Origin of the sequence: Paenibacillus sp. P22 (assembly GCF_000469945.2) — a bacterium.
Taxonomy (GTDB): domain Bacteria; phylum Bacillota; class Bacilli; order Paenibacillales; family Paenibacillaceae; genus Paenibacillus_O; species Paenibacillus_O humicus.
Map to the genome: position 1 here is coordinate 39,450 of NZ_CBRA020000039.1, position 25,537 is coordinate 64,986.

Consider the following 25,537-nt stretch of genomic DNA (forward strand, 5'->3'; position numbering starts at 1 on the left):
TGCAGGCCTCTTCTTGGCTGACGGCGATGCCTTGCGGCAACCTTCATTTCGCGGCAAGCAGGTCGTTGACCTCTGCGGCCGTCGGCAGCGCGGCGATCGCGCCAGGACGCGTCGTCGTAATCGCTGCGGCTGCATTGGCGAACGCGAGCAGCTCTCTCGCCGTCTGCGCCTCGATGCCGCCGAGAAAGTCCGGTTGGCGCTGAACGCCGTACAGCAGCGAGCCGATGAAGGCATCGCCTGCGCCTGTCGTGTCGATGACGCTTACGGCATGGCCCGGAACCTCGACGCGGAAGTCCTTGGACAGCCACGTCGCTCCCGCCGCGCCGCGGGTATAGATGACATGCCTGACATCGCCGGCGAACAGAGACTTCAGCGCCTCTTCCTCTTCGGAGATGCCGGTAATGAACGTCAGCTCCTCGTCCGAGATCTTCACGAGATGGGCCATCGGGAGGAACTCCAGAATGGCCTGGCGGCATTGTTCCGGGCTTTTCCACAGCGGCAGCCTTACATTGGGATCGAAGCTGACGATTCCCCCGGCTTCGCGGCATCTGGAAATCGCTTCCCTGTGCGCGTATTTGACCGGCGCCTCGATAAGGTCTACCGAGCAGAAATGCAGGAGATCTCCCGGCTCGAACCAATCTCCGATCTCGTCTTTCTCCAGCAGCATGTCCGCGCTCGGATTGCGGTAAAAGCTGAAATCGCGGTTGCCGTCCGCCTTCAGGCTGACAAAAGCCATCGCCGTATTCGCTTCCCTCGTCCTGAGCACCCTGGTGACGTCCACGCCGGCTTCCGCAAGCGTCTCGACCAGGAAGTCGCCGAAGGCATCCTCGCCAAGCTTGCCGATGAATGCGCTGCTGCCGCCAAGCCGCGACACCGCGCTGGCGACATTGGCGGGTGCCCCTCCCGCCGCTCGGCTGAATCCGCCGACTGCCTTCAGCTCCACGCCTCTCTGCTCCGGAATCCAGTCAATAAGGGCTTCCCCGATCGTAAATACCGTCGACATCCGTATCCTCCTCGATTCTGCGGCTTACCAGCCGAAAATAACGTGAAATACCGGCTTCGTGTGCCCGCCCGGATACATAAGGTACAGCAGGATGTATACGGCGGTTCCCGTAATGGCCGTAATGAACCAGATGACCGATGTGAAGCGCCCGATCCGCCGATGGCGCGCGAACTTCTGCTTGTAGCCGAGCACGATCGTCGTAATGCCGAAGACGGCTGCCACGGTGGCAAGCACGATATGGAACAGCAGGAACACGAGATAGTACGGCTTGAGGCTGTCCGGACCGCCCCAGTCGGTGTTGCCGATGACAAGCGTTCTGGACGTATAGATGATGAAGAAGATCAGGGCGGCGACCGCCCCGGCAAGCATCATTTTTTTGTGCGATTCCAGGCGGCGCTTGATGGCCAGATTCCAGCCGATTGCGACCAGAATCGCGCTCAGTACGATGAAAAAGGTGCTGATGGTCGGAAAAATCGTGTACTTGTCCAAGCTGATCCCCACTCCAATCCGAAAATAACCGCGAAGCAATCGCGAGGTTTAAACCGTTCCCGCCGGTCCCGTTCCGCGCAGGTCGCCATCCGACTCCGCATTTTCCTGACGGTTCCATTGCGAGAAAATGTAAGCCAGAATGCAGCCGTACATGATTTCCTGAACCAGCTTCATCAGGATGCCGCCCAGCTGCTGATCCTCTGCAGGAGCCATCAAATTGAAGAAGGCTGGCCCCTGGAACTGGCTGAGCAGCTGCTGGGTGTTGCCGGCGACGCAGTAATTCATCGCCTTCGCCCATACGTTCGGATCGTTGTAGACGGCATACATCGGCTCGCCTGCGAAAATAATGAGCGCGCAGGCCGGAGTCAGCAGCACGCCGCTGGCGAATACGTACGCCATCTTCCGCAAGCCGTTGAGCCGGCTCCATTCCGGCACCGGGCAGGTGATCTGCCACCACATCATCATCGCTGTGACGAGCAGCACGAAATAGTAGAACTCATGCAGCAGATAGTTGGTCATGATGTAATCATGCGCTGCAGGGATGTGATAGAAGGAGAACAGCACATTGAACAGCACCAGCGTGAAGATCGGGTTCATGGACCTGCTGAACCGCTTCCAGAAAGGCTTGCCGAATGTGAATCTCCATACATAAGCCGGAATGCCCAAAATGATGAGCGGCGGAGCGATCAGATAGGAAATGGACATATTGGCCATATGAAAAGTGAACATGAGATGGCCCAGCAGATTCATCGGTCCGCCCTGGGCTATGTACAGCAGCACGATTCCCGAGACGGCCATGAGCTGCTGCCATGGCGTTGCCCGCCGTTCATTCGGGAAATGCTTCAGCCTCCAAGGGCCGATGAGATAGAAATATCCGATCAGCAAAGCGATCGTCAGAAACAGCAGCCAGGGACTCCAGAGAGCGCGGAAGCTGAAATATTCAAGTCCGAGCATGAAGCGGTCTCCTTTCTTTCGGCCGCGTTGCGGCCCGCTGCATCCGGCCATGAGCAGCATGGCAGCGGACACGGATAAGCTAAGCTTACTTGATTGGGGACGTCAAAGCAAAAGGCAATATTGAGAACTTCTTCCTCGTCGGGCGCCGGACGGCAGGACCGTCCAAACACATGGAAAACAACAAAAGAGGAGGTCGGTTAAGACTCTCCCCTTTCGTTCTGGTATAGATGAACCGGATTACCACCAGGTCCAGAATTCCGCCATGATGACGATCGTGAACACAACGAACACGCCGGTAAGGATGCCTACGATCGGGAACAGATGTCCCCGGTCCTTCATATGCATCCAGAAGCCCATCTGGATGATGACCTGCATGATCGCCATGATGATGAGCAGGATGTAGATGAAGGAGGTGTTGATTTCGCCGCCGATGACGGTAGCGAAAGCAACGAGCGTAAGCAGCATCGAGAAGACATAAGCAATGATATGCTTCTTGGGACCTTCATGCTTGTGGCGCTTGGCCGGCTCTTCGGAATGGGTCGTATGGTTGGACATTCGTTACCCCACCTTTCCCATCAAATAAACGACGGTGAAGATGAATACCCAGACGACGTCGATAAAGTGCCAGTACATGCCGGCGACATATACCTTCGGCGCGGTGACGACGGTCAGGCCCTTGCGGTAAACCTGGCCGATCAGCAGCGAGATCCACACGACGCCGAGCGCGACGTGGGCTCCGTGGAAGCCGACCAGCGTATAGAAGGAGGAACTGAAGGCGCTGGTGCTGAACTGATGGCCTTCATGCGTGTACTCGATGAACTCGTAAACCTCGAGGCCGAGGAAGGCAAGGCCGAGCACGACGGTTACGATGAGCCAGTTCTGCATCGCCTTCACTTGGCCGCGGTGCATCGCCTGGATGGCGAATACGCTCGTCAAGCTGGATGTCAGCAGGATGACGGTAGCAATCGCCACCGTGGCCAGCTTGAACAGCTCTTGAGAAGTCGGGTTGCCGTCGCCGACCTGATCGCGAAGCGCCAGGAAGGCGGAGAAGAGAGTGCCGAACAGTACCGTCTCTCCTCCAAGGAACAGCCAGAATCCGAGAACCTTGTTGCGTCCTTCGAGGGTCGCGCGTTCCGGTTCATGAGGCAGCTTGCCGTCTAGATGCGAATGTGCGCTCATGCCTTAACCCCCTTGCCCGTAATTTCTTCCGGCTCGATGTGGAAGCCGTGATCGTCCTTGAGCGAGCGGACGACCATGCATCCCAGCGTAATCGCGAGGCCTAGGCCAGCCACGATATGGTTGCCGAAGATGTTGGAGACAAATGCATTGTTCCAGTCGTTCTTCGCGTACAGGAACCCGAAGCCGGCGATGAACAGGCCGACGGACATCAGGAACGGAAGGATCGATGGGCTCGGCATGTGGATCGGGCCGATCGGCTCCGCAGGCGACATGCCTTCGTTGCCGTCCATCTTCTCTTTCCATAGAGCGTCGTACCCGCGGACGAGCGGAGTCTGGGCGAAGTTGTATTCAGGAGCCGGGGACGGGATCGACCATTCCAGCGTGCGGCCGTCTTCCCACGGATCGTTGCCTGCGTTTTTCGGCTTGGCAGCCGTAACGATGATGTTGATGATGAAGAAGATCGTGCCGAGGCCCATCAGGAAGGCGCCGATCGTACTGATCAGGTTCATCGTGTTGAAGCCCAGTCCGTCCAGGTACGTCCAGATCCGGCGCGGCATGCCCATGAGGCCGAGGAAATGCTGCACGAAGAACGTCAGATGGAAGCCGATGAAGAACGTCCAGAACGTCAGCTTGCCGATGAACTCGTTCAGCGCGCGGCCGAACATCTTTGGCCACCAGTAGTGCAGGCCGGCGAACAGGCCGAGCACGAGGCCGCCTACGATGACGTAGTGGAAGTGGGCAACGACGAAGTAGCTGTCATGATACTGGAAGTCGGCCGGAGCCGCGGCCAGCATGACGCCGGTCACCCCGCCCATGACGAACGTCGGAACGAAGCCGACGGCGAACAGGTTGGCGGAGGTGAAGCGGATCGAGCCGCCCCACATCGTGAAGATCCAGTTGAAGATCTTGATTCCGGTCGGAACCGCGATCAGCATCGTTGCGATGGAGAACAGCGCGTTCGCTACCGGTCCCAGGCCTACCGTGAACATATGGTGGGCCCATACCATGAAGCCGAGGAAGCCGATCAGGACGGTGGCGAATACCATCGAGCTGTAACCGAACAGCCGCTTGCGCGAGAAGGTGCTGATGACTTCGGAGATGACCCCGAAAGCCGGGAGAATCAGGATGTAAACCTCCGGGTGGCCGAAGATCCAGAAGATATGCTCCCATAGGACGGTGTTGCCGCCGCCCGCCACTTCGAAGAAGTTGGCTTCGAACAGCCGGTCGAACATAAGCGCGACCAGGCCGACGGTAAGGGCCGGGAAAGCGAACAGGATCAGGGCTGAGGTGATGAATGCCGTCCAGGTGAACATCGGCATTCTCATGAAGCTCATGCCCGGAGCGCGCATGTTGATGATCGTGACCAGGAAGTTGATGCCGCCGATCAGGGTGCCGATACCGGCGATCTGAAGGCCGAGAACGTAGAAGTCGACGCCTTTGTCTACATTATATGTAGGGCTGGCGAGCGGAACGTAGGATGTCCAGCCCGCATCCGGAACGGTGCCGGCCAGCCAGCTGATGTTGAGCAGCAGGCCGCCGAAGAAGAACGTCCAGAAGCCGAGGGAGTTGACGAACGGGAAGGCGACGTCGCGCGCGCCGATCTGCAGCGGCACGATCGCGTTCATGAGCGCGAAGATGACAGGCATCGCCGCGAGGAAGATCATCGTCGTGCCGTGCATCGTCAGCAGCTCGTTGTACGTGTCCGCGCCGACGAAGTTGTTGAGCGGCTTCCAGAGCTGAACCCGGATCAGCAGCGCCTCGAGGCCGCCGATCAGGAAGAAGAATCCGCCGGCAATCAAATACAGAATGCCGATTTTTTTGTGGTCGACAGTCGTCAGCCAGTCCATGAGACCGGTATGGCGCTTGACCGGATGTGCGTGAGCCAAGGCTGGTACCCCCTTCAATACCGATAGGTGAATGCTACTTCTGCTTGTATTCGGACAGATACTTGGCGATGCCGTCGATCTGTTCCTTAGTCAGGTCAACCTTCGGCATGGAGTTGCCCGGCTTAACCGCTTGCGGATCGGAGATCCACCGTTTCAGGTTGTCGTAAGTCGAGCCTTCGTTTTTATACTTCGGATCGTCCGTGTTGACCAGGATGCCGCCGATCGTTTCACGGTCGCCGATGTTGGTCAGGTTCGGATACAGCTGCAGGCCTTTGTCGCCTACCGCATGGCAGGTGAGGCATTGCTTCTGGAACACGTCGCTGATGGCCGCATCGGCCGGCAGCTGTCCAGGCTCCTTCATTCCCGCTACCCAGCGGTCGAAGGAATCGCTGCTGACGGACTTCACCTTGAAGTCCATGAGAGCATGGGAAGGTCCGCACAGCTCGGCGCATTTGCCGAGGTAGACTCCGTCATGCTTGGAGCTGAAGTACATTTTATTGACGTTGCTTCCCGGGTTCGTATCGATCTTGCCGGCAAGCGATGGAATCCAGAACGAGTGGATGACGTCCGCGGATTTGGCGGAGATGGAGATCGTCTTGCCTGTCGGAATCATCAGTTCCTGAGCGGTCTTGATTCCGTACTGAGGATATTCGAACTCCCACCAGTATTGATGGCCGGTCACGATGACCTGTACGGCGTTGTCGTCCTTGGAATAATCCTTGGCCAGGCCGAATACCGACTGGACCGTAGGAACGCCAAGAATCAGAAGGAGAACGATCGGAATGACGGTCCAGATGATCTCGAGCTTGTGGTTGCCTTCCACTTGTACCGGAACCTTGTTGTCTCCGGGACGACGGCGGAATTTGACGATTACATAAAAGGATAGTGCGAAAACAACCACGATAACGAGCACCATGATCGTGATGGTGAGCTTCATCAGATTGAATTGTTCGAGCGCCACCGGACCCTGCGGCCTCAGCGTGGACAAGTCGGCCCGTCCGCATGCCGATAGGAACAGAGCCATTCCTGCGAGCAACGGCAGGAGACGTCGTGCAAGATGCCACCGTTTCATCATTCATCAACCCCACTTTTGACGTTTTCGGCATTTGCCCAAGCAAAAACGGAGAACCGCCGGAAGGCAGTCATCCGTTTACGGAACGATTGTAGGAGTTGGAAAACCACCCGGATTCAACCGGTGAAACGCTTTCTCTTCCTTATGTACGTCTTGAGGCAAATGCTTCATGCACAGCTGTAAAAATGGCAACTCCTGCATGTCAATTACTTTATTAAATATAAAGTTGAAGCCCCTAATTGTCAATGTTCCACAGAGAGTTCACAAATTGTTCTCAAAGCTGTCAAAAAGAGCTTCGGACACCGAAAAAGGCTTCCAATTCATGGTTTGAACGCCTGTCCTCCTTATCATTGTTCACCAAACCCATGGTCAATTATGTATAGGTCCGGGACCGCATATTTACTCCTCCGGGGCGAATCCTATAGGCACTCGCCACAAACGAAAGGGGAGGCCCACTTCATGAGACAGCCATCACGTGTACTTGCTTCCGCCCTGATCTTATCCTTGCTGCTCGGAGGCTGCAGCTACAAGCAGCATGTCCAGAACAGCGACCAGAATTACGGCACCCGCCAGAAGAACGATCCCAAAATGCAAGGAAGCCGGATGTACGGAACGCTCGGCACCGATTCCACCCAGCACCATAACCGCTTCTTCGAATACAGCTCTCAGCTCTCCCGCGACGTCACCCGCCTCAACGGGATCGGACAAGCCATCGTCATGCTGACCGACAAGAACGCCTATGTCGGGATCGTGCTCGACGGCACAGCCACCCATGCGGTCCGCAGCGGCAGCAAGGTCATCCGCGAGCAGAACAACGGCGGCTGGATGGAGGGCGTTTACAACCATCAGACCGGCAGCGACAAGTGGGACAACCGCCAGCTTGTCACACCCTACAATTCGTATTTCTCGGTTAACGACCACAACGAGCTCTCGAGCAAGCTGAAGCAGACGATCGCCGTGCGCGTCCGCAAGCTCGCTCCTGCGGTTCAGGAGGTTCACATTACGGCCAATCGCGATCTGGTGAACCAATTCGTCGAGTACTCCCGCGAATCCTGGGCCGGCAGCGATCTGAGCCCTTATGTGGAGCCGTTCAACATTTTGGTGCAGAAGCATTTTGCCGGCGGCAACGAAATGCCCGTTCCTCTGCAGATCATCAAGCAAAAGGCCGATAAAAACGGCGGCAAGGCGATCATCGGCAAATACAGCGGCTCCGATCCGGAGACCGGAAGCTTCGGCAATCCCGGCGACGCCGGCGGCGCCAGCCAGAATCGCTGACAAGCTTCTATATAATATAGAAACAACACGGGGAGCGTCACTTCAGCTCCGGCTGCGCGAGGCGGATGACTTGATCCAGCTGGCGCGATCCGGACAGAAGGGCCTCCCTTTCTTCGTCGGTGCGGGCGAAGTGGCCGAACTGATCCAGATCCGCCTTGGCCTGCTGCAGCGTTGCGAGCAGCTGCTGTCTGGGCGTCAGGCTGTTCGGTTCGAGCGAGCCGTCCAGTGAACCCGTTTGTACCGTCAGCTGCTTCTTGGCGTCGACCTGCGCCAGAAACACGTTTTCCGGCTTCACCTTGAGCTTGGCCAGCTCATGGCGCAACCAATCCTCGTCCAGCCCCGTCTCCTTGAGCGGCTCCTGCAGCACTTGACCGTCCATCATGACGGTTTGCGTCTCCTGCTCCCTCGACATTTTCCAGCCTAGCATGGAAGGCGTCAGCGGCTGGTTTTCCTTTTTGAGCAGCAAGTTGATCTCCCCGCTTTTTTCCATCACGGCAAATTCGATTTCAGAAACCTTGAACACGCTCTTTTTTCGCAGCTGTTCGAGAAGCTCGTCGAGCGTCAGCTTTTCCTTGAATAGGTTCTTCTCGAGAATGGAGCCGTTCTTGATGAGCACGGTTCCTTTTCCGTCGACAAAACCGCCGACAGCCCGGCTTTTCATTGTGGCATATTCCATGCCGATCGACATAAGCGACCAAGTGCCGATCGCGACAAACCCCAGATACCATTGCGTATCGGTGTCCATGGAGATATAGCCGGCGATATTGCCGATGGATATGCCCGTTATGTACTCAAACAACGAAAGCTGGGAGATTTGGCGTTTGCCGAGCAGCTTCGTTACGATAAACATGACCACCACCGAGCTGAGCGTTCGAAACACGATTTCCAGCCATTGCGGCATTGTTGGACTCCTCCCTTCCGTATCTTTCCTATGTTGTCCAGAGAATACGGAAAAATGCGTCAAAAAGGGATTGCGCCGAAAGCATGTATTGGTATATGATCTTCTTCCGCTCTCTTACGCATTTCACCTAATTTGGAGGATATCCCCTTATCTGAAGAACTGAGGTGACTCATGCTTTTCTATGCGCTGTCTCGCGCCAGCTTCAACCGCAACCTGCAATACCGCGCATCCCATCTGCTTCACAACGTTGCCAGCGCCTTGTTCGGCTTCATCTACCTGTCGATATGGACCGGAATCGGCGAGACCAAGGATCTCGGAATTTACGGGCTTTCCGGTCTTGTGTCCTATGTAGCCCTCAACCAGTGCCTCCTATGGGTGACTTCCTTCACCTCCAACGGCCTCGGAATTCCGCAGCTCGTACGTACCGGAGCGATCGCGACCGAGCTCGCCAGGCCGGTGCATTTGTTCTACCAGCTGATGTGCAGGGAATGGGGACAGATCGCTTACCAGGCCATGTACAAAAGCTTGCCGATCTACATCGTCTACCTGTTCGCCGTTCCGCTGCGGCTCCCTGCCCTGCCTGCCGCCGCTGCCTCGGCGGCTGCCGTAGTCTGCGCCGCCTATCTCTCCATCTGCGTTCACTATCTCATCGGCGCAGCTGCGCTCTGGACGACGGAATCCTCTTGGTTCCAGTGGCTGAACTACGCTTTTTCCACTCTCTTGTCCGGCTTCCTGATCCCGATCGAGTGGCTGCCCGGCTGGCTGGGATGGATCAGCCGCTGGTCTTTCTACCCCAGCCTGAGTTACATACCGAGCCGGATCTACCTTGGCTACGACGGCATCGCCGCCATCTATCCGTCGCTGATCTGGTCCGTCGTGCTCACTTTCGCCTGCCTGGCCGTCACCGGCTTCATGCGGCGCAGGGTGGAGGTGCAAGGCGGATGAACCGAGCCGAATGGAGCCGATTCATGACTATGTACCGCATTCTGATCCGCTCCAGCTTCCGAAGCCGGATGCAGTATACATTCAACTTCTGGGTCGGCACTGCCGCCGCGGCGATGATCAATGCGGTCGAGTTCGCGCTGCTTGCTGTCGTGCTTCACCGGTTCGGCACGATTCAGGGCTGGAGCATCGCAGAATCCGGCTATTTGTATGCCGTAATCACTTTGTCCAAAGCCATGTACCGCAGCTTCGCATCGGATGTCCATCATCTGGAGAAATACCTCGTCAGCGGCGATCTCGACGGACTGCTGCTGCGCCCGGCGCCCGTGCTGCTGATCTTGATGACGCAAAACTTCTCTCCCAGATTCGGCGAGACGCTGCTCGGCGCGTCCATGCTCGCCATCTCTCTCGGAGCGATCTTTGAAGACGATCCCGCCATCTGGACCGCAATCCCGCTGACGGTACTCGCTATCGCATCGGGAGCCGTCCTTATGTTCGGAATTGGACTGCTGACAGCCTCGTCCGGGTTCTGGCTGACCCGGATCGATGCGCTTCAGGTGCTCACCGAAGACGCTGCCCGAACTGCCGCCCAATATCCGCTCACCATTTATCCAGGCTGGCTGCAGGGGCTGCTTACCGGACTTATTCCGGTCGCCTTCATTAATTATATGCCCGCTCTCTATATCATTCGCGGCACCCATGGCGCCTGGACGCTCGGACTCAGCGTCGCCGTATCGGGAGCGATGCTCCTCCTGTCCCTGAAGCTGTGGAAATTCGGCCTGTCGCGCTATCAAAGCACCGGCTCATGAAGAAAAGGAGAATGGAAATGATCGAGGCGATCGGACTTACAAAGGAATTCCGGGTGCCGGACCCGGATGCATCGGCCAAGCGGCGCGGCTTGTTCAGCCGCCGCTCCATTCCGAAACAGGCCGTTTCGGACATCAGCTTTACGATTCCTGAAGGCGAATTCGCCGGATTCATCGGTCCGAACGGAGCCGGCAAATCCACGACCATCAAAATGCTGTCCGGAATTCTGCATCCCACCCAAGGAGAAGTCAGGCTGGGGGGAATCAATCCCCACCGCAAGCGCAAGGAAGCCGCGCGCACGCTCGGCGTGCTGTTCGGCCAGCGCACCCAGCTGTGGTGGGATTTGCCGCTGCGCGATTCCTACGATATTCTGGCCGCTATGTACGGCTTGACCCCCGAACGGAAAAAAGACCGGATCGAAGAGCTTGAGAACCTGCTGCGCCTGTCGGATTTCATGGACACGCCGGTCCGCAAGCTGTCGCTCGGCCAGCGGATGAGAGGCGATCTGGCGGCGGCGATGCTGCATGAGCCGTCCATTCTCATTCTGGATGAACCGACGATCGGCCTCGATGCCGCATCCAAGCGGGATATCCGTTCTCTCCTGCGCGATATTAATGAGAGGATGCGGACGACCATCCTTCTTACGACGCATGATATGGACGATATCGAGCAGCTGTGCGGCCGGGTGCTCGTCATCAGCAAAGGCAAGCTCGACTATGATGGCGGCATCGCGCAGCTGCGGGCCCGCATCGGGCTGCCCGCCGTCATGGAGGTGACCTTCCGGCAGGCGGAGAGCGCCGCGGCCGCGGCCGGCGAGCTTCAAAGCCTGGGCGATAGCGCCACGGAGGCGGCAGGCGGACTTCATGGTCCGGAGCCGCTCTCCCCAGCTGCTGCCGGCATCCGCCTGAAATCCCTTGAAGACCGTACGCTCGTCCTTGAATGCGATCTGAAAACCTCCAGCAGCGTCCAGGTGCTTCGTGAGCTTGAAAAGTACGGGGAGCTGGAAGATATCCGGATGAGGGAGCCGGAATTCGAGGATGTCGTCCATAAGCTCTACTAACGCGGAAGGAAAGGATGACAAAGGCGCCAAGCAAACCGGAAACCGGTCTGCTTGGCGCCTTTTCGGGCTTAAAGCCAGCTGAAAGAAGGCTTAAACCGATATGAGAGGTTTCTCATTTTATTCTCACAAAAGGCCAGAAAGCCGCATGAAATCTAGTTCTTAGGTCTCAGAGGAAAGGGTTGGCAGCTTTCAGCTGTGTTATGGTGTTTATGCGGAATTGATCAGCCGCTCCAATACTTCCACAAGAAGAGAGGAATCATACATCATGAAATACAACCTCAACCAACTTACAAAAAAAATCGCAGCCGCTGCGATTGCACTTAGCATCGCCATTTCCGGAGGCGCTCTCCTGTCGGCACCGAAAGCAGAGGCGGCAACCGCATCGGCTTCCTCGAAAGCCACGACCGTCATCAATGCCGCCAAAGCGCAGATGGGCACTCCTTACAAATTCGGCGCTTCGACCAGCACGACCAAGTACTTCGACTGCTCCAGCTTGATGAAGTACGCCTACAAGAAAGCAGGCATCACGCTTCCGCGTACGTCCAAAGCGCAATCCAAGGTCGGCACCTACGTCTCCAAGAGCAATCTCAAGCCCGGGGATCTCGTCTTCTTCTACTCTCCTGTAACGCATGTCGGCATGTACATCGGCGGCGGCAAAATCGTTCACACCTACGGCAAGCCGGGCGTCACGACCAGTACCATCAACTCCGGCTGGTGGAAAGACCACTACAACACGGCTCGCCGCGTCCTCTAGGACAAGCTCGGCCGCTGCCGGATCGATCAGCTCCCTTCGGGGAGCTTTTTTCGTCTTCCCGAGGAAATGCTGCGGGATCACAATGCGCACAGAAGCAGTCTGCCCATTGTCTTTTTCCTCTATGTTACCTTTGACGCATCTCCGGGCTCTACGGTTGCAGGCAATCCGTGGAAGCCGGCTTCCCATGAAAAAAAGCGCGCTCCTACGAGCGCGCTTCTTCCTTGAGCGGGAGCCACGCCAGCACGCGCTGGATCGCCGCATCCCAATATCCCCATTCATGCTCGCCCGGTCCTTCCTCATAATGAAGCGGCAGGCCGAGACGAAGAGCATGCTCCTTGAACTCGACGTTCTCTTCATACAAGAAGTCCTCGGTTCCGCAGCATTGATACAGCATCGGCTGCCGCTCCGCCGGGAGCGCCGCCGTCTGCTCCGCCAAGTGGAACAGATCATTGATGCTGCCGGGAAGCTGCTCCTCCGGACCGAATATATTCTCGATCTCCTGACGTTCCGTCACGCCCTGATCGTATCGGCGGCGGGTGTCCATCGCCCCTGACAAGCTGGCGACGGCCGCGAAACGGTCCGGGCGCGCAAGGCCCAGCTTCATCGCTCCGTATCCGCCCATAGACAGGCCGGCTGCAAAGCTGTCTTCCCGCTGTCGCGAGATCGGGAAGAACTGGCAGGCGAGCTCCGGCAGCTCCTCGCTTACGAAGGTCCAGTACCGCCCGCCGCGATGCATGTCCGTGTAGAAGCCGCGATGCACGGCCGGCATGACGACGGCAAGGCCGAGTCCGGCTGCATACCGTTCAATGGATGTGCGCCTCAGCCAGATGGAATGGTCGTCCGAAAGGCCATGGAGAAGGTACAGCACCGGGTAGCGGCCGCCTTCTCCCGCCTTTCCTTCCATCCCGATCTGACGGGTCGTCTGCTGCGGCAGGATTACGTTCATGGAACAGGACAAGCCGAGAACGTCGGAGAAAAAATCGCATTGGATAAGTGCCATCGAAAGACTTCCCTTCATCGATAGATTAGCGGGATGCGAGATCCCAGATCTGCTTGAGGATCAACAACGAGCTGACGGCAATGAACAGGGGCCGAACGTACTTGGCTCCCTGGCGGATGGCGAGCCGGGATCCGGCGAGCGAGCCGGCGACCATGAAGACGCCCATCGTCAGGCCGATTGTCCAATCGATGCTTCCCAGGCCTGCGAACGTAATGAGGCTGGCGATGTTGCTGCCGAAGTTGAGCACCTTGGCATTTCCCGCCGCTCGGACGAAGTCGAACCCTGCCATAAGGAAGGCGAAGATGAGGAACGATCCCGTTCCGGGTCCGAAAAAGCCGTCGTAGCCGCCGATGAGCAGAGCCGCTGCAGCCAGCAGCAGGCCCGCCCGGCGTGTCAGGCTGCCGCGGTAAACGCCTTCGCCGCCCCAGCTGCGCTTGAGCAGCGTATATACGGTGATGGCCAGCAGCAGCACCACGACAAGCGGCTTCAGCCATGCGGATGGCACCGCTTGCAAGAGCAGCGTGCCGCATGCTGAGCCGATGAGTGTCAGCGGGAACAGCCGCTTGACGACACTCATCTCCACCTTGCCGGATCGCATGAAAGCAAGCGTGCTCGTAAGCGAGCCCATCGTGCCGGCAAGCTTGTTCGTCCCGAGCGCCAGATGCGGCGGCAGTCCGGCCGTCAGCAGGACGGGCACGGAGACGAGGCCTCCGCCTCCGACGACAGAATCGACAAATGCGGCCAGAAAACCCCCGGCCGCCACTAAAGCGAAGATGTCCCCTGTCATGAATGTTTTCGACCCCGTTTGTCATAAAGTGGACGGCAAGTGAGTTCATTGTAAAGCGAACGGGGCATGGATGTCCATGCCCCGTCGGGATGTTCAGGCTTCTGCAGCTGCTTTGGTTCCCGCTCCCGGCCCCGCCTTCTTTCCGGTCGGCTTGCGGCGCGCTCCCTCGTTCACTTCCAATCGCTTGGAAAGCAGGGAGAGGCCGTAGTTGACGAGGAAGTAGAGGAGGGCGGCGAGGAAGATAACCGGGAAGAAGTATGATTCCTGCTGGCCTCTCACAATGCCTACATTGTGCATGAGCTCCGGCGCGGAAATAATGACGGCCAGTGACGTGTCCTTCAGCAGCGAGATGAACTGGCTGACTGTAGGCGGAACCATCCGGCGAAGACCTATCGGCAAAATGATATGCCGGAGGGTCTGGATGTACGTGAGACCCGAGGAGCGCGCTGCTTCAATCAGTCCTTTATGGACAGACGCCAGCCCGCTGCGGACAATTTCGGAAATCATCGCAGCCTCGAATGCCGTCAGTGCCAATACAGACGCCCAGAAAATCGATAGTTTGATGCCCATCTGGGGAAGCGCGATATAGGCAAACAAAATGAGCAGCAGCAGCGGCAAATTGCGGAGTGTCTCTACAATCGCGCCGACGATAGCCGACAAAACCGGAATTCGCGCGTAACGGATGACTCCGCTCGCAACGCCCAGAACAAAGCTCAATATTATAGCAACAAAGGCAAGTTTCAGCGTATAGCCGAAGCCTTCCAGTATAAATCGCAGATTATGCCAGGAATAGGCGCCTCCAAAGTCCATATGTCGCGTCCTCCTCCCGACCTAAGCCGCATTGGCCATCCGCCGCTCCAATACGCGGGTCGCATAGGCAAGCGGAAAAGTCAAAATAAGATAAAACATTCCTACGAACAAGTACGTGCTGACCGCATCGTAAGTGTCCAGATTTACTTGATCGCCGAAATACATGAGATCCAATCCGGCGAATACTCCCAGGATGGAGGAGTTTTTGACCAAGTTCAGGAACTGGTTGCTGATCGGCGGAATTACGATACGGACTGCCTGAGGCAGAATGATGAATCTCATGGCCTGAACGTACGTCAATCCCGTCGAGCGGGCTGCCTCCATCTGCCCTGCCGGTACGGACTGGATTCCGGCACGGATCGCTTCGGCAATGAAGGAAGACGTGTATACCATAAGTCCCAGAGTTCCGGAGGTAAACCCATCCAGTTGAAGCCCAAACGAAGACAGACCGTAATAGAAAAGGAAAACGACCAGAAGCAGTGGAATATTGCGGAAAAATTCCACATAAGCCGTGCCGAAGCCGCGAAGAGCCGCAAAAGGCGAAATGCGGAACACAGCGATCAGCGTGCCGAGCACGAAACTGCCTGCCAGCCCAAGCAGGCTGGCATAGATCGTATACTTGAATCCTTCGAGGTAATCGTCCATGTTGTTGGTCAGTACCGAGAAGTCCAGCATAGGCCTACTCCGTCGGAGGCTTCTCGCCTATCCATTTTTCATAGATGGTGGCGTATTCGCCGCTGTCCTTCATTTCTTTCAGCGTTTCGTTGACCAGAGCGACAAGGTCGGTATTGCCTTTCTTGGCGGCGATGCCATAAGGCTCATCCGTGAACGTGCCGCCTACGACCGTGTAGCCCGGATCTTGCTTGGCCATGCCGTACAGAATGGCGTTGTCGGTCGTGAGCGTATCTCCTTTGCCCGCCTTCAGAGCGGCGAAAGCTTCCTGGTAATTCTCGAACTGCATCACGCGCAAGCCCGGGACCTTGTCTTCGATGTTCTTGATTGAAGTCGCTCCTTTGACGCCAAGCACCTTGGAATCCTTCGTGATGTCCTTCAGGCCTGTGATCGGGCTGCCTTGCTTGACGAGCAGCGACTGGCCGGCTTTGAAGTACACGTCGGAGAAGTCGACCTGCTTCTTGCGCTCGTCGGTAATCGTCATCGTCGCGACGATGAGATCGATGTCGCCGTTGTCGAGCATCTGGATGCGGGTCTTGCTCGTTACTTCCTTGAGCTCGATCTTGCTCTCGTCGCCGAAGATCTTCTTGGCGATCGCCTTGGAGATGTCGATGTCGAAGCCTTCGACGTTGCCGGAAGCCGTATCCTTGAGGCCGAACAGCTTCGTGTCGTATTTGACGCCGACGATGAGCTTGCCGCGGTCCTTGATATCCTTGATGACGCCTGATTCCTCGCTGCCTCCAGCGGAACCGTTGCTTGCGGAGCCGCCTCCATTGTTGTCGTTTTTCGCGCCGCATCCGGAAACCACGAGGGCAACTGCCAGCAGCAGAGACGCGCCTGCGCCCCAAAGCTTGTTTTTCTTCATTGTCCGTTTCCCCTTTTCTTTGTCTGGTTTAGTGGTTGATGACCCGGCTCAGGAAGTCGCGGGCGCGAGGCTGCTGCGGACGTTCGAAGAAGTCCGCCGGCTTCGCTTCCTCGACGATCCGTCCGCCGTCCATGAACACGACCCGGTCCGCCACTTCGCGGGCAAAGCCCATCTCATGGGTAACGACGACCATTGTCATGCCTTCCTTGGCAAGCAGCTTCATGACGCTGAGCACCTCTCCGATGACCTCCGGATCCAGCGCCGAGGTCGGCTCGTCGAACAGCATGATCTTGGGCTTCATGGCCAGGCCTCTGGCAATGGCAACCCGCTGCTGCTGGCCGCCCGACAGCTCGGACGGGTACGATTCCGCCTTGTCGGGAATTCCGACCTTTTCGAGATACATCTTGGCGGTCTTGCGCGCTTCTTCCTTGCTTACCCCTCCGGCATTCACCGGAGCGAGCGTAATATTGTCGATGACCTTGAGATGCGGATACAGGTTGAAATGCTGAAAAACCATGCCGATGCGGCGGCGGAGAGCGTTGATGTCCGTCCCCTTGTCATGCACGGCCGCGCCGTCCACCTCAAGCACGCCGTCCGAGATGTCCTCCAGCCGGTTGATGCAGCGCAGAAGCGTGCTTTTGCCCGATCCGGAAGGCCCGATGATGACGACGACCTCGCCTTCGGCGATATCGAGGCTGATGTCCTGAAGGACATGAAAATTCCCGAAGTGCTTGTTGACCTGCCGGAAAGAAATCATGGCATACCTCCGTTCCGATAAAGTGAAAGTAAGAGGCTGATCGTGCTGTTACGCTTTTTTCAATAAGAATATGTTAACTATCATAACTTATAATCTGCTCATTTTGAACTATATGCCGAAAATTTTCTCCTCCATGTCATAGCAAGCGGTTACAAAAAGAAATGAATTCTTACTCATGAAAGATATTTTCCCATGAATAAGAAAAGATTTTAGCCCTTTAGGCCCAGGTTCTTCCATTAAGCCTCTATACCCGGTTTCTTCAGCCTCATAAACAGCGCTGCCGCCGATTGCATCGCATAGACGGTCTCGACCGGCTGGCCGTTCTCCAGAATGACAAGCGCGGGCACGCTTCGGATTTGCCACTTCTCGCGCAGCTTCGGAGCGAAGTTGATATTGATTTTGCTCACCGGCACCGTGCCGCCGATGGAAGCGGCAGCTTCCAGCAGCCTCTCCGCCACCCGGCATGTTCCGCATAAGGGCGTCGAAAAGAAAAGAGCCTCCCTGCGGTGGATGCGCCCAAGCGCGAGGAAGGTGTTTTCGTTCATTTCCGTCAAAGCCATCCGTTCTTTCCTGCCTTCCTTTGGGACAGAAAGCCTAACCTTCCTGCTCGTAATTGATTATATGCTCCTGCTTCATTCGAATATAATCCGGGTCTTTCCGGGCTGAATCCCAGGCTTCCTTGAAAATAGCTGCGGAACGGGCCTTAACCTCGTCGATTTCCCGCGGCAATTCCTTTCCCGTCTCCGGGTCGTACTTGCGGCCGCTCCGATGATTGGCGTACCTTCTCGCTCTCGTATAGCCCATCTGCAGAAATTTGCGTGCCATGTCCATGCCGGGAAAGTCAGCTGTTTCCTTATAACCGCGAAACAGCTCCAGGATCTTTCGGGAGGACTCCTCCGCTGCATCCGGTGTTTTGAAACGCCAAAAAGGAAGAATCTCGCTCTTGTACGGCTCGATCATGAGCACGCCCTGCTCTCCCCTGCCGACCGTGTACAGTTCGGGCCGACTGCGGAAATCGATGGCTGCGAAATCCATTCCGTAGTCGAATTTCCTACCTTTCCTCACCGTCATCGGCGTTCCTCCTTGACGGCGCCCCGGAAGCCGAAACCGCCCGGCAAGAAGCCTGGATCGCTTCCTCCTCGCCATACAGCAGCACGAAGTCGCCGGCTTCGATCGGCGTCTCCCAACGGTCCTTGCGGATCTTGCGGCCGTCGCGCTTGATGGCCAGAGGGACGATCTCCTCGCCCTCGGGCAGCGCTTCCCTCAAGGTCAAGCCGAGCCATGGCGAATCCTCCGCGATCTGGATGCCCATGACGTCCTCCTGGTGCAGGTCGTCCGCCAGCTCCTCCACCGGAACCGGAGCTCCTTCCGTATGGGACGGAACCCGGTTCGCGATCCAGTGGGCGACTCGACGGTTGGCCGCAGGCACTCTCAGAAGAAGCCAGGCGCAGGCGAGCAGGGCAGCCACAGCCGCAAGCACGGACATATGGTCGTTCTCGGAGATCAGGCTGCTGATGACCGAGATAAGCACCGCCAAGGAGAAGGCGCCGAATAGAATGAGCGCCAGACCGATCCGGCGGCGGACAGGGTGGCGCAGGACGAGCTCCGATTCGGACGTCGTGAAGCCTGCCCCTGTCAGCATGGAAGCAGCCTGGAAGCTGGACTGGCTCGGCTCCATTCCGGTCATGACGAGCAGGATCGTGCTTAGACGGAGCACCATCAGGATAATCAGCAAGTAAAGCGCGATAAAGGCATAGCCCATGGATGTCGGCACCTTTCCTGTTCCCTTGTCCGGGAGCGGTTGTCGGATCGCCGGCAGCTTACGGTTCCCCCGGATCGGCCGCCCGCATCGTTCCCTTACCTTTCTTCTACCCGAGAAGGGTCCGTCTCATTCAACCTCTCTCAGGAACGCGACGCCAGACGTCTGTAGGCGATCAGGACCAGCCCGAGAAAAGCGATATACCCCACTGCCAGCGCGACGATGCGGGAAGGATGGGCGGCAAGGCTTTGGCCGGCGTACGCATAGACAAGCATGGCGGGCACCTTGCCAAGCGCCGAAGCCGCCGCATACAGCGCGAAAGGAATCCCCGCGACGGCGGCATAAGCGTTGACCGCATACTGCGGAATGACCGGAATCATCCTGGCGATCAGGATGGACAGGAAGGGATGGCGCTCCGTCATGCGCACGAAGCCGTCCAGCTGCCTGACCTTGCCCAGCCACTGGCGTCCCTTGTCCTGGAAGAAATAGCGCAGCGCGCCGAACATCAGCAGCGCCGCTGTCCATGCCCCGAACAGGCTGATAAGCCCTCCCGCGAGAGGACCGTACATATAGCCAAGCGCGCCGATCACGATTCCGTACGGAATAATCGGAAAGAAAGCGAAGCCTGCCGCCGCCAGGGCCATCAGCGCCGCCGGGGCGTTGCCAGCCTTCATCCAGGCGATAATCGGCTGATGATAGAAGTAGACGGCCGCCAGAACGGCGGCATATGCGGCTGCCGACAGCCATTTGAATTTGTTCATCCCGGCTCCCGCCTCCTTATGTTTTCATTCTACATACAGTCCGGTTGGAAACTCAAATTAGGGCTACACGGCGGGCAATGCTTCTTCTGCCAGAACCAGATGGAGAGCCAATGCGGCCACTCCAACGACAATCACGATACAGGCGCCTACTTCGTCTATTCCGATACAGCCTGTTCGAGTGGAACATCAGTCTGCGCATGGGCCAGGCCCCCGTCATCCACTACGTGCCCGAGCTGTACGAGCAGATCAAGGAAGGCGTGTTCGATCCGACGGATAGCATCACCCACCGCCTGCCGCTCAGCGAGGCGGAGCATCAATACGATGTGTTCGACACCAAGAAGGAAGACTGCATCAAGGTCGCTTTGAAACCGTAACAGATGATCAAAACAAACAGGCTGCCGGTTATCTCCTGCAAGGTTGAAGGAGTTCTCCGGCAGCCTTTTTTTCCGGCGTCGATCTATCGATTGTTCAACTTTTTCTCCATGCACAGGCTGGATTCGCAGCCGGCGTATTCGCCGTATGCCGGAATGACCTCGTAGCCGAACTTGCTGTACAAGCCGACCGCTTCCGGCTGCGCCTCCCCGGTCTCCAGTCTCATGACGGCATGTCCGGCCTCGGCTGCCTTGCGCTCCAGATAGGCCAGCATGCGGGAAGCGATGCCCAGCTTGCGGCTGTCCCTCTCCACGAAGAAGCGCTTGATCTCCGCATACGGCTCTTCCAGAGGACGGAACGCCCCGCAGGCGACCGGACGGCTGCCGAGATAGGCGACTGCGAACGTCGTCTCATCCGCTTTGGGACTGTCAAAATCAAGCCCGAAAATCTCATCGGCGGGATAACGCTCCAGCAGCTCCTCGTCGAGCCTGCCGATCAGCTCATGCAGATCCCGGTCCCGCTTGCCGACGATTACGATCTCGAATTTCTCTTCACGGATGATTTCCGTTTTCTGATCAGGGGTCATAGGTTCCATTTCTCCTCACACTCTCCTTGTCCACTCTCTGTCTAATCCCAGTATAATCGCATGTCCGGAATTCGAATAGAAGCCTCTGCGAGGAGGAAAAGGGAAAGAACATTTCTCATAAGAAAAAGAAGGCGGACATATCCTCTTAGTCCAGTCTTATTTGGTCCAAAGGAGGTCCAGCATGCCTTATATTGAAACCCGGGACGGCACCGCCCTCTATGTCCATGTCTCCGGCCCCTCCGCAGGCGTTCCCTTGCTGCTGGTGCACGGATGGCCTCTGAACCATCGGATCTTCGATGCGCAGCTGGCGCGGCTGCCCGCTCTCGGCTATCGATGCATCGCTCCGGATTTGAGAGGCTTCGGCCGTTCGGACGCCGCATGGAACGGTTATTCCCATGACGAGACCGCTGACGATTTGGAAGATATCAGACAGTCGCTCCGCCTTGAACGATTTGTGCTGGCCGGCTTCTCCACCGGAGGAGGAGCCTCGATCCGGTATGCGGTCCGCCACGGCAAGCAGAAGCTGGCCGGACTCGCCCTTGTCTCCGCCGCCGTCTCCCTTGCCAGGAGCGCCGAGTGGCCCCATGGCTTGAATGCGGCTCAAACGAAGGATCTGATCGACAAAGCCAAGGCCGACCGTCCGGCTATGGTGACCGGGTATGCCAAACAAATGTTTTACCGCTACCACAGCCCCGAATTCATGAGCTGGTTCGCCTCGCTCGGGCTGGAAGCCTCGCTGGCCGGAACCGTCTCGGGGGCCGAGGCGGCGCTGGCCGAGGATTTGAGCGGAGAGCTGAACAGGCTCGCAGGGCTGCCTTCCGCCGTCTTTTACGGCGTTCACGACCGCATTGTCCCGCGAGCCGCCTCCGAACAGCTCGCGGCCGCTCTGCCCGGAGCGGCCGCCTATCGGTTCGAGAAGAGCGGGCACGGCCTGCTGTTCGACGAGGCGGAGCTGTTCCAGCGCAGGCTGGAGGATTTCCTGGCGGCAGTCCGGCCGCAAGCATGAGAAGCTTGGAAGACGATGAAAGGCTGGAGCGAGAAGATGGTGAGAAGCTGGTGCGAGATGCTGGAGTGTGAAGCTGGGGCGTGAAGCTGGGGCGTGAAGCTGGAGCGTGAAGCTGGAGCGTGAAGCTGGAGCGTGAAGCTGGAGCGTGAAGCTGGAGCGTGAAGCTGGAGCGTGAAGCTGGGGCGTGAAGCTGGGGCGTGAAGGCTGAAGGACCGGGTAAGAGAGGTTTCGCTCGGCCATACAAGGAAAAGGCAGCCGGAAGTTCCGGCTGCCTTTTTGTCTATTGGGACCTAAGCGCTCGCATCCCGCAGCTCAGCGGAGTACGGCTGCCGGCGGCTCGCTCCAGACCAAGCCGGTCTGCTGCTGGCTCCACTGCCAGAGCCGCGCGGCCATTTCTTCATCCAAAGCCTTGCGGGAAGGCTCGGCCGGCTTGCTTTTGATATAATACAGGCTTCCTTCCTCTCCTCCCTCTTCCGACAGTGCCAGGTAGATGGCCGTAGAAGCGCCTGCCTCAGCCGTCTGGAAGAACGGGTTCAGCAGCTTGTAGACAGCCTTGCCGAAGCCGGTGTCGCGGCTGACGCCAAGACTGGTCGAAACGGCCCCCGGATGAAGGGCATGCACGCGAATCCCTCGATCGCTGCAGCGCTTCCTCAGCTCCAGCGCGAACAGCAGGTTTGCGAGCTTGGACTGGGCATACCCCTTGACGACATTGAACCCTTTTGTAAGATGCGGGTCGGGAAAATGAATGCTGCCCGCCTTATGGGCGCCGGAGGAGACGATTACGATCCTTGAGCTCCCCGCTGCAAGGAGCGGTTCCATCAATCCGTGGACGAGCGCGAAATGACCCAGATGGTTCACGCCGATCATCCGCTCGAAGCCGTCCTCCGTCGTCTCCCGCTTCACGGTGACAACCCCGGCATTGTTCACGAGCACGTCAAGCCGGGAGTAGCGGGCACGGAAATCTTCGGTGAACCGGTTAATGCTGTCGAGAGAACCGAGATCGGCTGTCATCAGCATGATATCGCCCGATCCGCTGCGCCGGATGGCTTCCTCCCTCGCCTCCGCTCCGCGCCGAGCGTCGCGGCAAAGCATGACGACCTTTGCTCCCGATCGGGCAAGCTCGACGGTCGTAGCCAGACCCATGCCGGAATTCGCTCCGGTAACGAGCATCAACGGCTGCTGCATGGCTGCGCCTCCTCTCCAGAATAGCCTGAATCCGGTCAAGCCTGCACGATACGGATCTGTCTCCGCTCGCCGCCGGCTTCAAATCCCGGCCTCTGCGTTCAAACTATGTCCTATTACCCAAGAAGGAGAATAAGCAAGCTTCAATATCCGGGAGGCAGGCTTGCTGTCCGAAGGCAAGCTTGCTGTCCGAAGACAGGCTCACTATCCGGTGGCAAGCCTTCATTCCGAATTAAGCTCCAATGGCCGGCTGTCAGCCGCCGCCCTTCCGATACTCGTAGTTCTCCTTGCACAGCTGCAGCAGCGCATGCTTCAATCCGCGCTTGGGCTGCGTAATGAGAAGCGGGCGGGCCCGGCCTTCTCCGGGCATGCGGAGCGCCCTGCGAACCGCTCCCGGATCGGACACGGCATTGACGATGAGCTCGTCCGGCTTGGTGTTGTGCCGATAACGATGGATCAGGAAACGGTCGCAGGCCGCCTCGCCGTACCCGCGCTCCAGCTCGTGCAGCTGCAGGTCTCGGAGCATGCCTTCCTGAACCTTGGCGATCATGACGCCTTCCTCGCCGAAGTACAGAACCTCCTGGTTCACATTCGTCTCGCGGTCGACGATCTGCTTGTCCGGCGTTTTCTCAAGGTTGCGGATATGGCCCAGCATATTCTGGGCTTTCTCGAATTTCAGCTGCTCGGCATATTCGCCCATTTGACGGTACATCTGCGCGATCAGCGCCTCCTTGCTGCCGCTGAACAGCAGCTCGGATACCTGCTTGACCTTCTCGCCGTACTCCTCTTCGCTGATATGCCCTTCGCAGATTCCGCTGCATTTGCCGATGTGGTAGAGCAGGCAGGCCCGCTTGGGCAGCTTGGTGCAGGAACGCAGCTTGTAGTGGTCGGCGACGAACTCCAGCAGCTCGTTGCGGAAGCGGGCGCTCGCGAACGGCCCGAAGCGCTTCGGCTCCAATCCCGCATTCGTCGCGCTGTTCTTGCCCGCAGCCGAGGCTGTTGAAGCTGAAGAGTTCCACCCGCTTCTTGATGCGCCGGGAGCGTTAGGCTCGTTCGAGGCGTTCAAGGCGCTCGGAGCATTCGATTCTTTGGACTGGAAGGGCCGGCATGATTGATCAGCCGCCTCCGCGGAAGAAGCGGTCGCGTTCCCCTGCTCGCGGCGGTCGCGATAGTAAACGTCCAGCCTTGGAATTCTTTCGGCGGTCAGCATCAGGTAGGCGTAGCCGCTGTTGTCCTTTTTCAGCGCTCGATTGTAGGGCGGCTTATGGATTTTGATCAGATTGTTTTCCAGCAGCAGGCTCTCGGTTTCGTTGTTGACGAGCAGCACTTCGATGGAATCGATGAGGCCGACAAGCTCTCTCAGCCGCTTGCGTTTATGATTGGTATGAAAATAGGAACGCAGACGGCTCCTCAGCTTCTTGGACTTGCCGACATACAGCAGACGGCCCGATGCGTCGCGCATCAGGTAGCAGCCGGGCGTGTCGGGATAATCCCCGGCCTTGAACTGGAACGGCATCGCCTGTCCTCCTCCGTTGTTCGGCGGCTCCAAACATTTGTTCTAGAGCCTCATTTTAACGCCGGTATACGGAAAAAGGAAGATGATGAGCCATTCCGTCAATAAAATGTAAAAAAGTGGATTCATGCGGGCCGATGTGATACGCTGTCACCGACAACGGACATAAGGAGAAAGGAGGGTTTCCATGATTCGAAACAATCCCAGCGCCATCATAGAAAGAGACGTGGGCGCTTCGTACGAACTGGTCTGGTGCCTCTACGGTATCGTCCGGATTTGCGCAGCTCTTTGCGGCGGTCGCAGCAAACGGTTGGAGAGCTGGAAAGTCTCGCTTGGCGAAAGACTGGATCGCGCTGGGCGGCTCGACCGGAAGAACCGCCGCGTGTAGACACTGAACCCGTCCAACGTCCACTGGCCGATATCCGAATCGTCATGACAAAGATCGGCCACCCGTCCGAAACGGGATCGGCAACTGTTACGCTGATTAGCGTTTCCGGAATTTCACGGTCAGGTCCGGTGAATGGGCCACGACAACATGCACACTCAGATTGTCGGACAACCCGCTCCATTTCTGGACATCCTAAACGCTGGCTTACAATTAAACTCAAGGAATAAGACGAAAGTTTCGTCTTACTCGTTCCTATCTCCCCTAAACTCAAGGAATAAGACGAAAAATTCGTCTTACTCGTTCCTATTTCCCCTAAACTCATGGAAAAAGACGAAAAATTAGTCTTACTCGTTCCTATTTTTCCTAAACTCATAGAATAAGACGAAAAATTCGTCTAACTCGTTCCTATTTCCCCTAAACTCATAGAATAAGACGAAAAAATTCGTCTAAATCGTTCCTATTCCCCCTAAACTCAAGGAATAAGACGAAAAATTCGTCTTACTCGTTCCCATATCCCCTAAACTCAAGGAATAAGACGAAAAATTCGTCTTACTCGTTCCTATTTCCCCTAAACTCATGGAATAAGACGAAAAATTCGTCTTACTCGTTCCTATTTTTCCTAAACTCAAGGAATAAGACGAAAAATTCGTCTTACTCGTTCCTATTTCCCCTAAACTCATGGAATAAGACGAAAAATTCGTCTTACTCGTTCCTATTTTTCCCTAAACTCATAGAATAAGACGAAAAATTCGTCTTA

27 protein-coding genes and 2 pseudogenes are annotated in these 25,537 nt (G+C 57.2%); 8 read left to right on the plus strand and 21 right to left on the minus strand.

The window, feature by feature from the left end:
* Positions 1-43: 43 nt before the first annotated feature.
* The 7 genes from BN871_RS07880 to coxB all read right to left on the minus strand — a co-directional run bounded on the left by BN871_RS07880 (position 44) and on the right by coxB (position 6,586).
* The gene (locus BN871_RS07880; protein WP_048745271.1) at positions 44-1,003 is read right to left on the minus strand and encodes a carbohydrate kinase; all 960 of its coding nucleotides are present in this window, start codon (positions 1,001-1,003) and stop codon (positions 44-46) included.
* 24 nt (positions 1,004-1,027) lie between these two features.
* The gene (locus BN871_RS07885) at positions 1,028-1,492 is read right to left on the minus strand and encodes a DUF420 domain-containing protein (RefSeq protein WP_048745272.1); all 465 of its coding nucleotides are present in this window, start codon (positions 1,490-1,492) and stop codon (positions 1,028-1,030) included.
* Between the two features lie 48 nt (positions 1,493-1,540).
* A complete protein-coding gene (ctaG, locus tag BN871_RS07890; protein ID WP_048745273.1) occupies positions 1,541-2,446 on the minus strand; it encodes a cytochrome c oxidase assembly factor CtaG in 906 nt (301 codons plus the stop codon).
* Between the two features lie 237 nt (positions 2,447-2,683).
* Positions 2,684-3,001, minus strand: coding sequence for a cytochrome C oxidase subunit IV family protein (locus BN871_RS07895; RefSeq protein ID WP_021878465.1), 318 nt, complete (start codon positions 2,999-3,001; stop codon positions 2,684-2,686).
* A gap of 3 nt (positions 3,002-3,004) precedes the next feature.
* Positions 3,005-3,625 carry a cytochrome (ubi)quinol oxidase subunit III gene (locus BN871_RS07900; protein WP_021878464.1) on the minus strand — a complete coding sequence of 207 codons (621 nt, stop codon included), beginning with the start codon at positions 3,623-3,625 and terminating at the stop codon, positions 3,005-3,007.
* The gene (gene ctaD, locus BN871_RS07905; protein ID WP_048745274.1) at positions 3,622-5,511 is read right to left on the minus strand and encodes a cytochrome c oxidase subunit I; all 1,890 of its coding nucleotides are present in this window, start codon (positions 5,509-5,511) and stop codon (positions 3,622-3,624) included. Before ctaD ends, BN871_RS07900 begins: the two co-directional genes overlap by 4 nt.
* Before the next feature lie 34 nt (positions 5,512-5,545).
* On the minus strand, positions 5,546-6,586 hold the full coding sequence (gene coxB, locus BN871_RS07910; RefSeq protein ID WP_048745275.1) for a cytochrome c oxidase subunit II: 1,041 nt from the start codon (positions 6,584-6,586) through the stop codon (positions 5,546-5,548).
* 456 nt (positions 6,587-7,042) lie between these two features.
* On the opposite strand from coxB, the gene BN871_RS07915 reads away from it, so the two are divergent.
* Complete coding sequence (locus BN871_RS07915; RefSeq protein ID WP_069202510.1) at positions 7,043-7,858, plus strand: YhcN/YlaJ family sporulation lipoprotein; 816 nt, start codon at positions 7,043-7,045, stop codon at positions 7,856-7,858.
* A 37-nt stretch (positions 7,859-7,895) separates the two neighbouring features.
* Here the strand turns inward: BN871_RS07915 and BN871_RS07920 are convergent, their stop codons facing one another.
* Complete coding sequence (locus BN871_RS07920) at positions 7,896-8,759, minus strand: DUF421 domain-containing protein (protein WP_048745276.1); 864 nt, start codon at positions 8,757-8,759, stop codon at positions 7,896-7,898.
* A gap of 171 nt (positions 8,760-8,930) precedes the next feature.
* Between BN871_RS07920 and BN871_RS07925 the strand changes: the two genes are divergently transcribed.
* From BN871_RS07925 to BN871_RS07940, 4 genes are all read left to right on the plus strand, one after another.
* Complete coding sequence (locus BN871_RS07925) at positions 8,931-9,704, plus strand: ABC-2 family transporter protein (RefSeq protein WP_021878458.1); 774 nt, start codon at positions 8,931-8,933, stop codon at positions 9,702-9,704.
* Positions 9,701-10,510: an ABC transporter permease gene (locus tag BN871_RS07930; protein WP_048745277.1), complete on the plus strand. Its 810-nt coding sequence runs from the start codon at positions 9,701-9,703 to the stop codon at positions 10,508-10,510. Before BN871_RS07925 ends, BN871_RS07930 begins: the two co-directional genes overlap by 4 nt.
* A gap of 17 nt (positions 10,511-10,527) precedes the next feature.
* Positions 10,528-11,568 carry an ATP-binding cassette domain-containing protein gene (locus BN871_RS07935; RefSeq protein ID WP_048745278.1) on the plus strand — a complete coding sequence of 347 codons (1,041 nt, stop codon included), beginning with the start codon at positions 10,528-10,530 and terminating at the stop codon, positions 11,566-11,568.
* Between the two features lie 265 nt (positions 11,569-11,833).
* Positions 11,834-12,322, plus strand: coding sequence for a C40 family peptidase (locus tag BN871_RS07940; RefSeq protein WP_048745279.1), 489 nt, complete (start codon positions 11,834-11,836; stop codon positions 12,320-12,322).
* Between the two features lie 202 nt (positions 12,323-12,524).
* On the opposite strand, the gene BN871_RS07945 is transcribed toward BN871_RS07940, so the two are convergent.
* The 10 genes and pseudogenes from BN871_RS07945 to BN871_RS07990 all read right to left on the minus strand — a co-directional run bounded on the left by BN871_RS07945 (position 12,525) and on the right by BN871_RS07990 (position 19,733).
* Positions 12,525-13,322: an alpha/beta hydrolase family protein gene (locus BN871_RS07945; RefSeq protein ID WP_048745280.1), complete on the minus strand. Its 798-nt coding sequence runs from the start codon at positions 13,320-13,322 to the stop codon at positions 12,525-12,527.
* Positions 13,323-13,347: 25 nt separating this feature from the next.
* On the minus strand, positions 13,348-14,109 hold the full coding sequence (locus BN871_RS07950; RefSeq protein ID WP_021878454.1) for a TSUP family transporter: 762 nt from the start codon (positions 14,107-14,109) through the stop codon (positions 13,348-13,350).
* Between the two features lie 171 nt (positions 14,110-14,280).
* Positions 14,281-14,919 (minus strand): annotated as a pseudogene (locus BN871_RS07955) (amino acid ABC transporter permease); the annotation flags it as partial.
* Between the two features lie 21 nt (positions 14,920-14,940).
* Positions 14,941-15,594 carry an amino acid ABC transporter permease gene (locus BN871_RS07960; RefSeq protein WP_048745281.1) on the minus strand — a complete coding sequence of 218 codons (654 nt, stop codon included), beginning with the start codon at positions 15,592-15,594 and terminating at the stop codon, positions 14,941-14,943.
* Between the two features lie 4 nt (positions 15,595-15,598).
* Positions 15,599-16,456, minus strand: a complete 858-nt coding sequence (locus tag BN871_RS07965; protein ID WP_021878450.1) for a glutamate ABC transporter substrate-binding protein — start codon at positions 16,454-16,456, stop codon at positions 15,599-15,601.
* Positions 16,457-16,484: 28 nt separating this feature from the next.
* Positions 16,485-17,213, minus strand: coding sequence for an amino acid ABC transporter ATP-binding protein (locus BN871_RS07970; RefSeq protein ID WP_021878449.1), 729 nt, complete (start codon positions 17,211-17,213; stop codon positions 16,485-16,487).
* Positions 17,214-17,449: 236 nt separating this feature from the next.
* The gene (locus BN871_RS07975; protein WP_048745282.1) at positions 17,450-17,773 is read right to left on the minus strand and encodes a thioredoxin family protein; all 324 of its coding nucleotides are present in this window, start codon (positions 17,771-17,773) and stop codon (positions 17,450-17,452) included.
* Positions 17,774-17,807: 34 nt separating this feature from the next.
* Positions 17,808-18,284: a DUF4385 domain-containing protein gene (locus BN871_RS07980; protein WP_048745283.1), complete on the minus strand. Its 477-nt coding sequence runs from the start codon at positions 18,282-18,284 to the stop codon at positions 17,808-17,810.
* Positions 18,265-18,987: a TrkA C-terminal domain-containing protein gene (locus BN871_RS07985; protein ID WP_157060240.1), complete on the minus strand. Its 723-nt coding sequence runs from the start codon at positions 18,985-18,987 to the stop codon at positions 18,265-18,267. Before BN871_RS07985 ends, BN871_RS07980 begins: the two co-directional genes overlap by 20 nt.
* A 128-nt stretch (positions 18,988-19,115) precedes the next feature.
* The gene (locus BN871_RS07990; protein WP_021878446.1) at positions 19,116-19,733 is read right to left on the minus strand and encodes a TVP38/TMEM64 family protein; all 618 of its coding nucleotides are present in this window, start codon (positions 19,731-19,733) and stop codon (positions 19,116-19,118) included.
* 170 nt (positions 19,734-19,903) lie between these two features.
* Between BN871_RS07990 and BN871_RS26685 the strand changes: the two are divergent.
* Positions 19,904-20,107: pseudogene (locus BN871_RS26685) on the plus strand (glutathione-dependent formaldehyde dehydrogenase); the annotation flags it as partial.
* 83 nt (positions 20,108-20,190) lie between these two features.
* On the opposite strand, the gene BN871_RS07995 reads toward BN871_RS26685, so the two are convergent.
* Positions 20,191-20,691, minus strand: a complete 501-nt coding sequence (locus tag BN871_RS07995; protein ID WP_048745285.1) for a GNAT family N-acetyltransferase — start codon at positions 20,689-20,691, stop codon at positions 20,191-20,193.
* 181 nt (positions 20,692-20,872) lie between these two features.
* Between BN871_RS07995 and BN871_RS08000 the strand changes: the two genes are divergently transcribed.
* Positions 20,873-21,697: an alpha/beta fold hydrolase gene (locus BN871_RS08000; RefSeq protein ID WP_048745286.1), complete on the plus strand. Its 825-nt coding sequence runs from the start codon at positions 20,873-20,875 to the stop codon at positions 21,695-21,697.
* Between the two features lie 312 nt (positions 21,698-22,009).
* On the opposite strand, the gene BN871_RS08005 is transcribed toward BN871_RS08000, so the two are convergent.
* Together BN871_RS08005 and BN871_RS28920 are read right to left on the minus strand one after the other, a co-directional pair.
* The gene (locus tag BN871_RS08005; protein ID WP_048745287.1) at positions 22,010-22,882 is read right to left on the minus strand and encodes an SDR family oxidoreductase; all 873 of its coding nucleotides are present in this window, start codon (positions 22,880-22,882) and stop codon (positions 22,010-22,012) included.
* A 250-nt stretch (positions 22,883-23,132) separates the two neighbouring features.
* Positions 23,133-24,395, minus strand: coding sequence for a GIY-YIG nuclease family protein (locus BN871_RS28920; RefSeq protein WP_048745288.1), 1,263 nt, complete (start codon positions 24,393-24,395; stop codon positions 23,133-23,135).
* A 184-nt stretch (positions 24,396-24,579) separates the two neighbouring features.
* Between BN871_RS28920 and BN871_RS08015 the strand changes: the two genes are divergently transcribed.
* A complete protein-coding gene (locus BN871_RS08015) occupies positions 24,580-24,780 on the plus strand; it encodes a hypothetical protein (RefSeq protein WP_021882129.1) in 201 nt (66 codons plus the stop codon).
* The last annotated feature ends 757 nt before the right edge of the window (positions 24,781-25,537 follow it).

What these genes read in the sequence shown, in the direction of transcription:
- BN871_RS07930 (WP_048745277.1), top strand. Translation starts at nt 9,701, where the DNA reads ATGAACCGAGCCGAATGGAGCCGATTCATGACTATGTACCGCATTCTG.
- BN871_RS07960 (WP_048745281.1), bottom strand. Translation starts at nt 15,594, where the DNA reads ATGCTGGACTTCTCGGTACTGACCAACAACATGGACGATTACCTCGAA.
- BN871_RS07950 (WP_021878454.1), bottom strand. Translation starts at nt 14,109, where the DNA reads ATGACAGGGGACATCTTCGCTTTAGTGGCGGCCGGGGGTTTTCTGGCC.
- BN871_RS07880 (WP_048745271.1), bottom strand. Translation starts at nt 1,003, where the DNA reads ATGTCGACGGTATTTACGATCGGGGAAGCCCTTATTGACTGGATTCCG.
- BN871_RS07940 (WP_048745279.1), top strand. Translation starts at nt 11,834, where the DNA reads ATGAAATACAACCTCAACCAACTTACAAAAAAAATCGCAGCCGCTGCG.
- coxB (WP_048745275.1), bottom strand. Translation starts at nt 6,586, where the DNA reads ATGATGAAACGGTGGCATCTTGCACGACGTCTCCTGCCGTTGCTCGCA.
- BN871_RS07935 (WP_048745278.1), top strand. Translation starts at nt 10,528, where the DNA reads ATGATCGAGGCGATCGGACTTACAAAGGAATTCCGGGTGCCGGACCCG.
- BN871_RS07970 (WP_021878449.1), bottom strand. Translation starts at nt 17,213, where the DNA reads ATGATTTCTTTCCGGCAGGTCAACAAGCACTTCGGGAATTTTCATGTC.
- BN871_RS08015 (WP_021882129.1), top strand. Translation starts at nt 24,580, where the DNA reads ATGATTCGAAACAATCCCAGCGCCATCATAGAAAGAGACGTGGGCGCT.
- BN871_RS28920 (WP_048745288.1), bottom strand. Translation starts at nt 24,395, where the DNA reads ATGCCGTTCCAGTTCAAGGCCGGGGATTATCCCGACACGCCCGGCTGC.
- BN871_RS07895 (WP_021878465.1), bottom strand. Translation starts at nt 3,001, where the DNA reads ATGTCCAACCATACGACCCATTCCGAAGAGCCGGCCAAGCGCCACAAG.
- ctaG (WP_048745273.1), bottom strand. Translation starts at nt 2,446, where the DNA reads ATGCTCGGACTTGAATATTTCAGCTTCCGCGCTCTCTGGAGTCCCTGG.
- BN871_RS08000 (WP_048745286.1), top strand. Translation starts at nt 20,873, where the DNA reads ATGCCTTATATTGAAACCCGGGACGGCACCGCCCTCTATGTCCATGTC.
- BN871_RS07900 (WP_021878464.1), bottom strand. Translation starts at nt 3,625, where the DNA reads ATGAGCGCACATTCGCATCTAGACGGCAAGCTGCCTCATGAACCGGAA.
- BN871_RS07995 (WP_048745285.1), bottom strand. Translation starts at nt 20,691, where the DNA reads ATGACCCCTGATCAGAAAACGGAAATCATCCGTGAAGAGAAATTCGAG.
- BN871_RS07925 (WP_021878458.1), top strand. Translation starts at nt 8,931, where the DNA reads ATGCTTTTCTATGCGCTGTCTCGCGCCAGCTTCAACCGCAACCTGCAA.
- BN871_RS07980 (WP_048745283.1), bottom strand. Translation starts at nt 18,284, where the DNA reads ATGACGGTGAGGAAAGGTAGGAAATTCGACTACGGAATGGATTTCGCA.
- BN871_RS07920 (WP_048745276.1), bottom strand. Translation starts at nt 8,759, where the DNA reads ATGCCGCAATGGCTGGAAATCGTGTTTCGAACGCTCAGCTCGGTGGTG.
- BN871_RS07915 (WP_069202510.1), top strand. Translation starts at nt 7,043, where the DNA reads ATGAGACAGCCATCACGTGTACTTGCTTCCGCCCTGATCTTATCCTTG.
- BN871_RS07945 (WP_048745280.1), bottom strand. Translation starts at nt 13,322, where the DNA reads ATGGCACTTATCCAATGCGATTTTTTCTCCGACGTTCTCGGCTTGTCC.
- BN871_RS07965 (WP_021878450.1), bottom strand. Translation starts at nt 16,456, where the DNA reads ATGAAGAAAAACAAGCTTTGGGGCGCAGGCGCGTCTCTGCTGCTGGCA.
- BN871_RS07990 (WP_021878446.1), bottom strand. Translation starts at nt 19,733, where the DNA reads ATGAACAAATTCAAATGGCTGTCGGCAGCCGCATATGCCGCCGTTCTG.
- BN871_RS07975 (WP_048745282.1), bottom strand. Translation starts at nt 17,773, where the DNA reads ATGGCTTTGACGGAAATGAACGAAAACACCTTCCTCGCGCTTGGGCGC.
- BN871_RS08005 (WP_048745287.1), bottom strand. Translation starts at nt 22,882, where the DNA reads ATGCAGCAGCCGTTGATGCTCGTTACCGGAGCGAATTCCGGCATGGGT.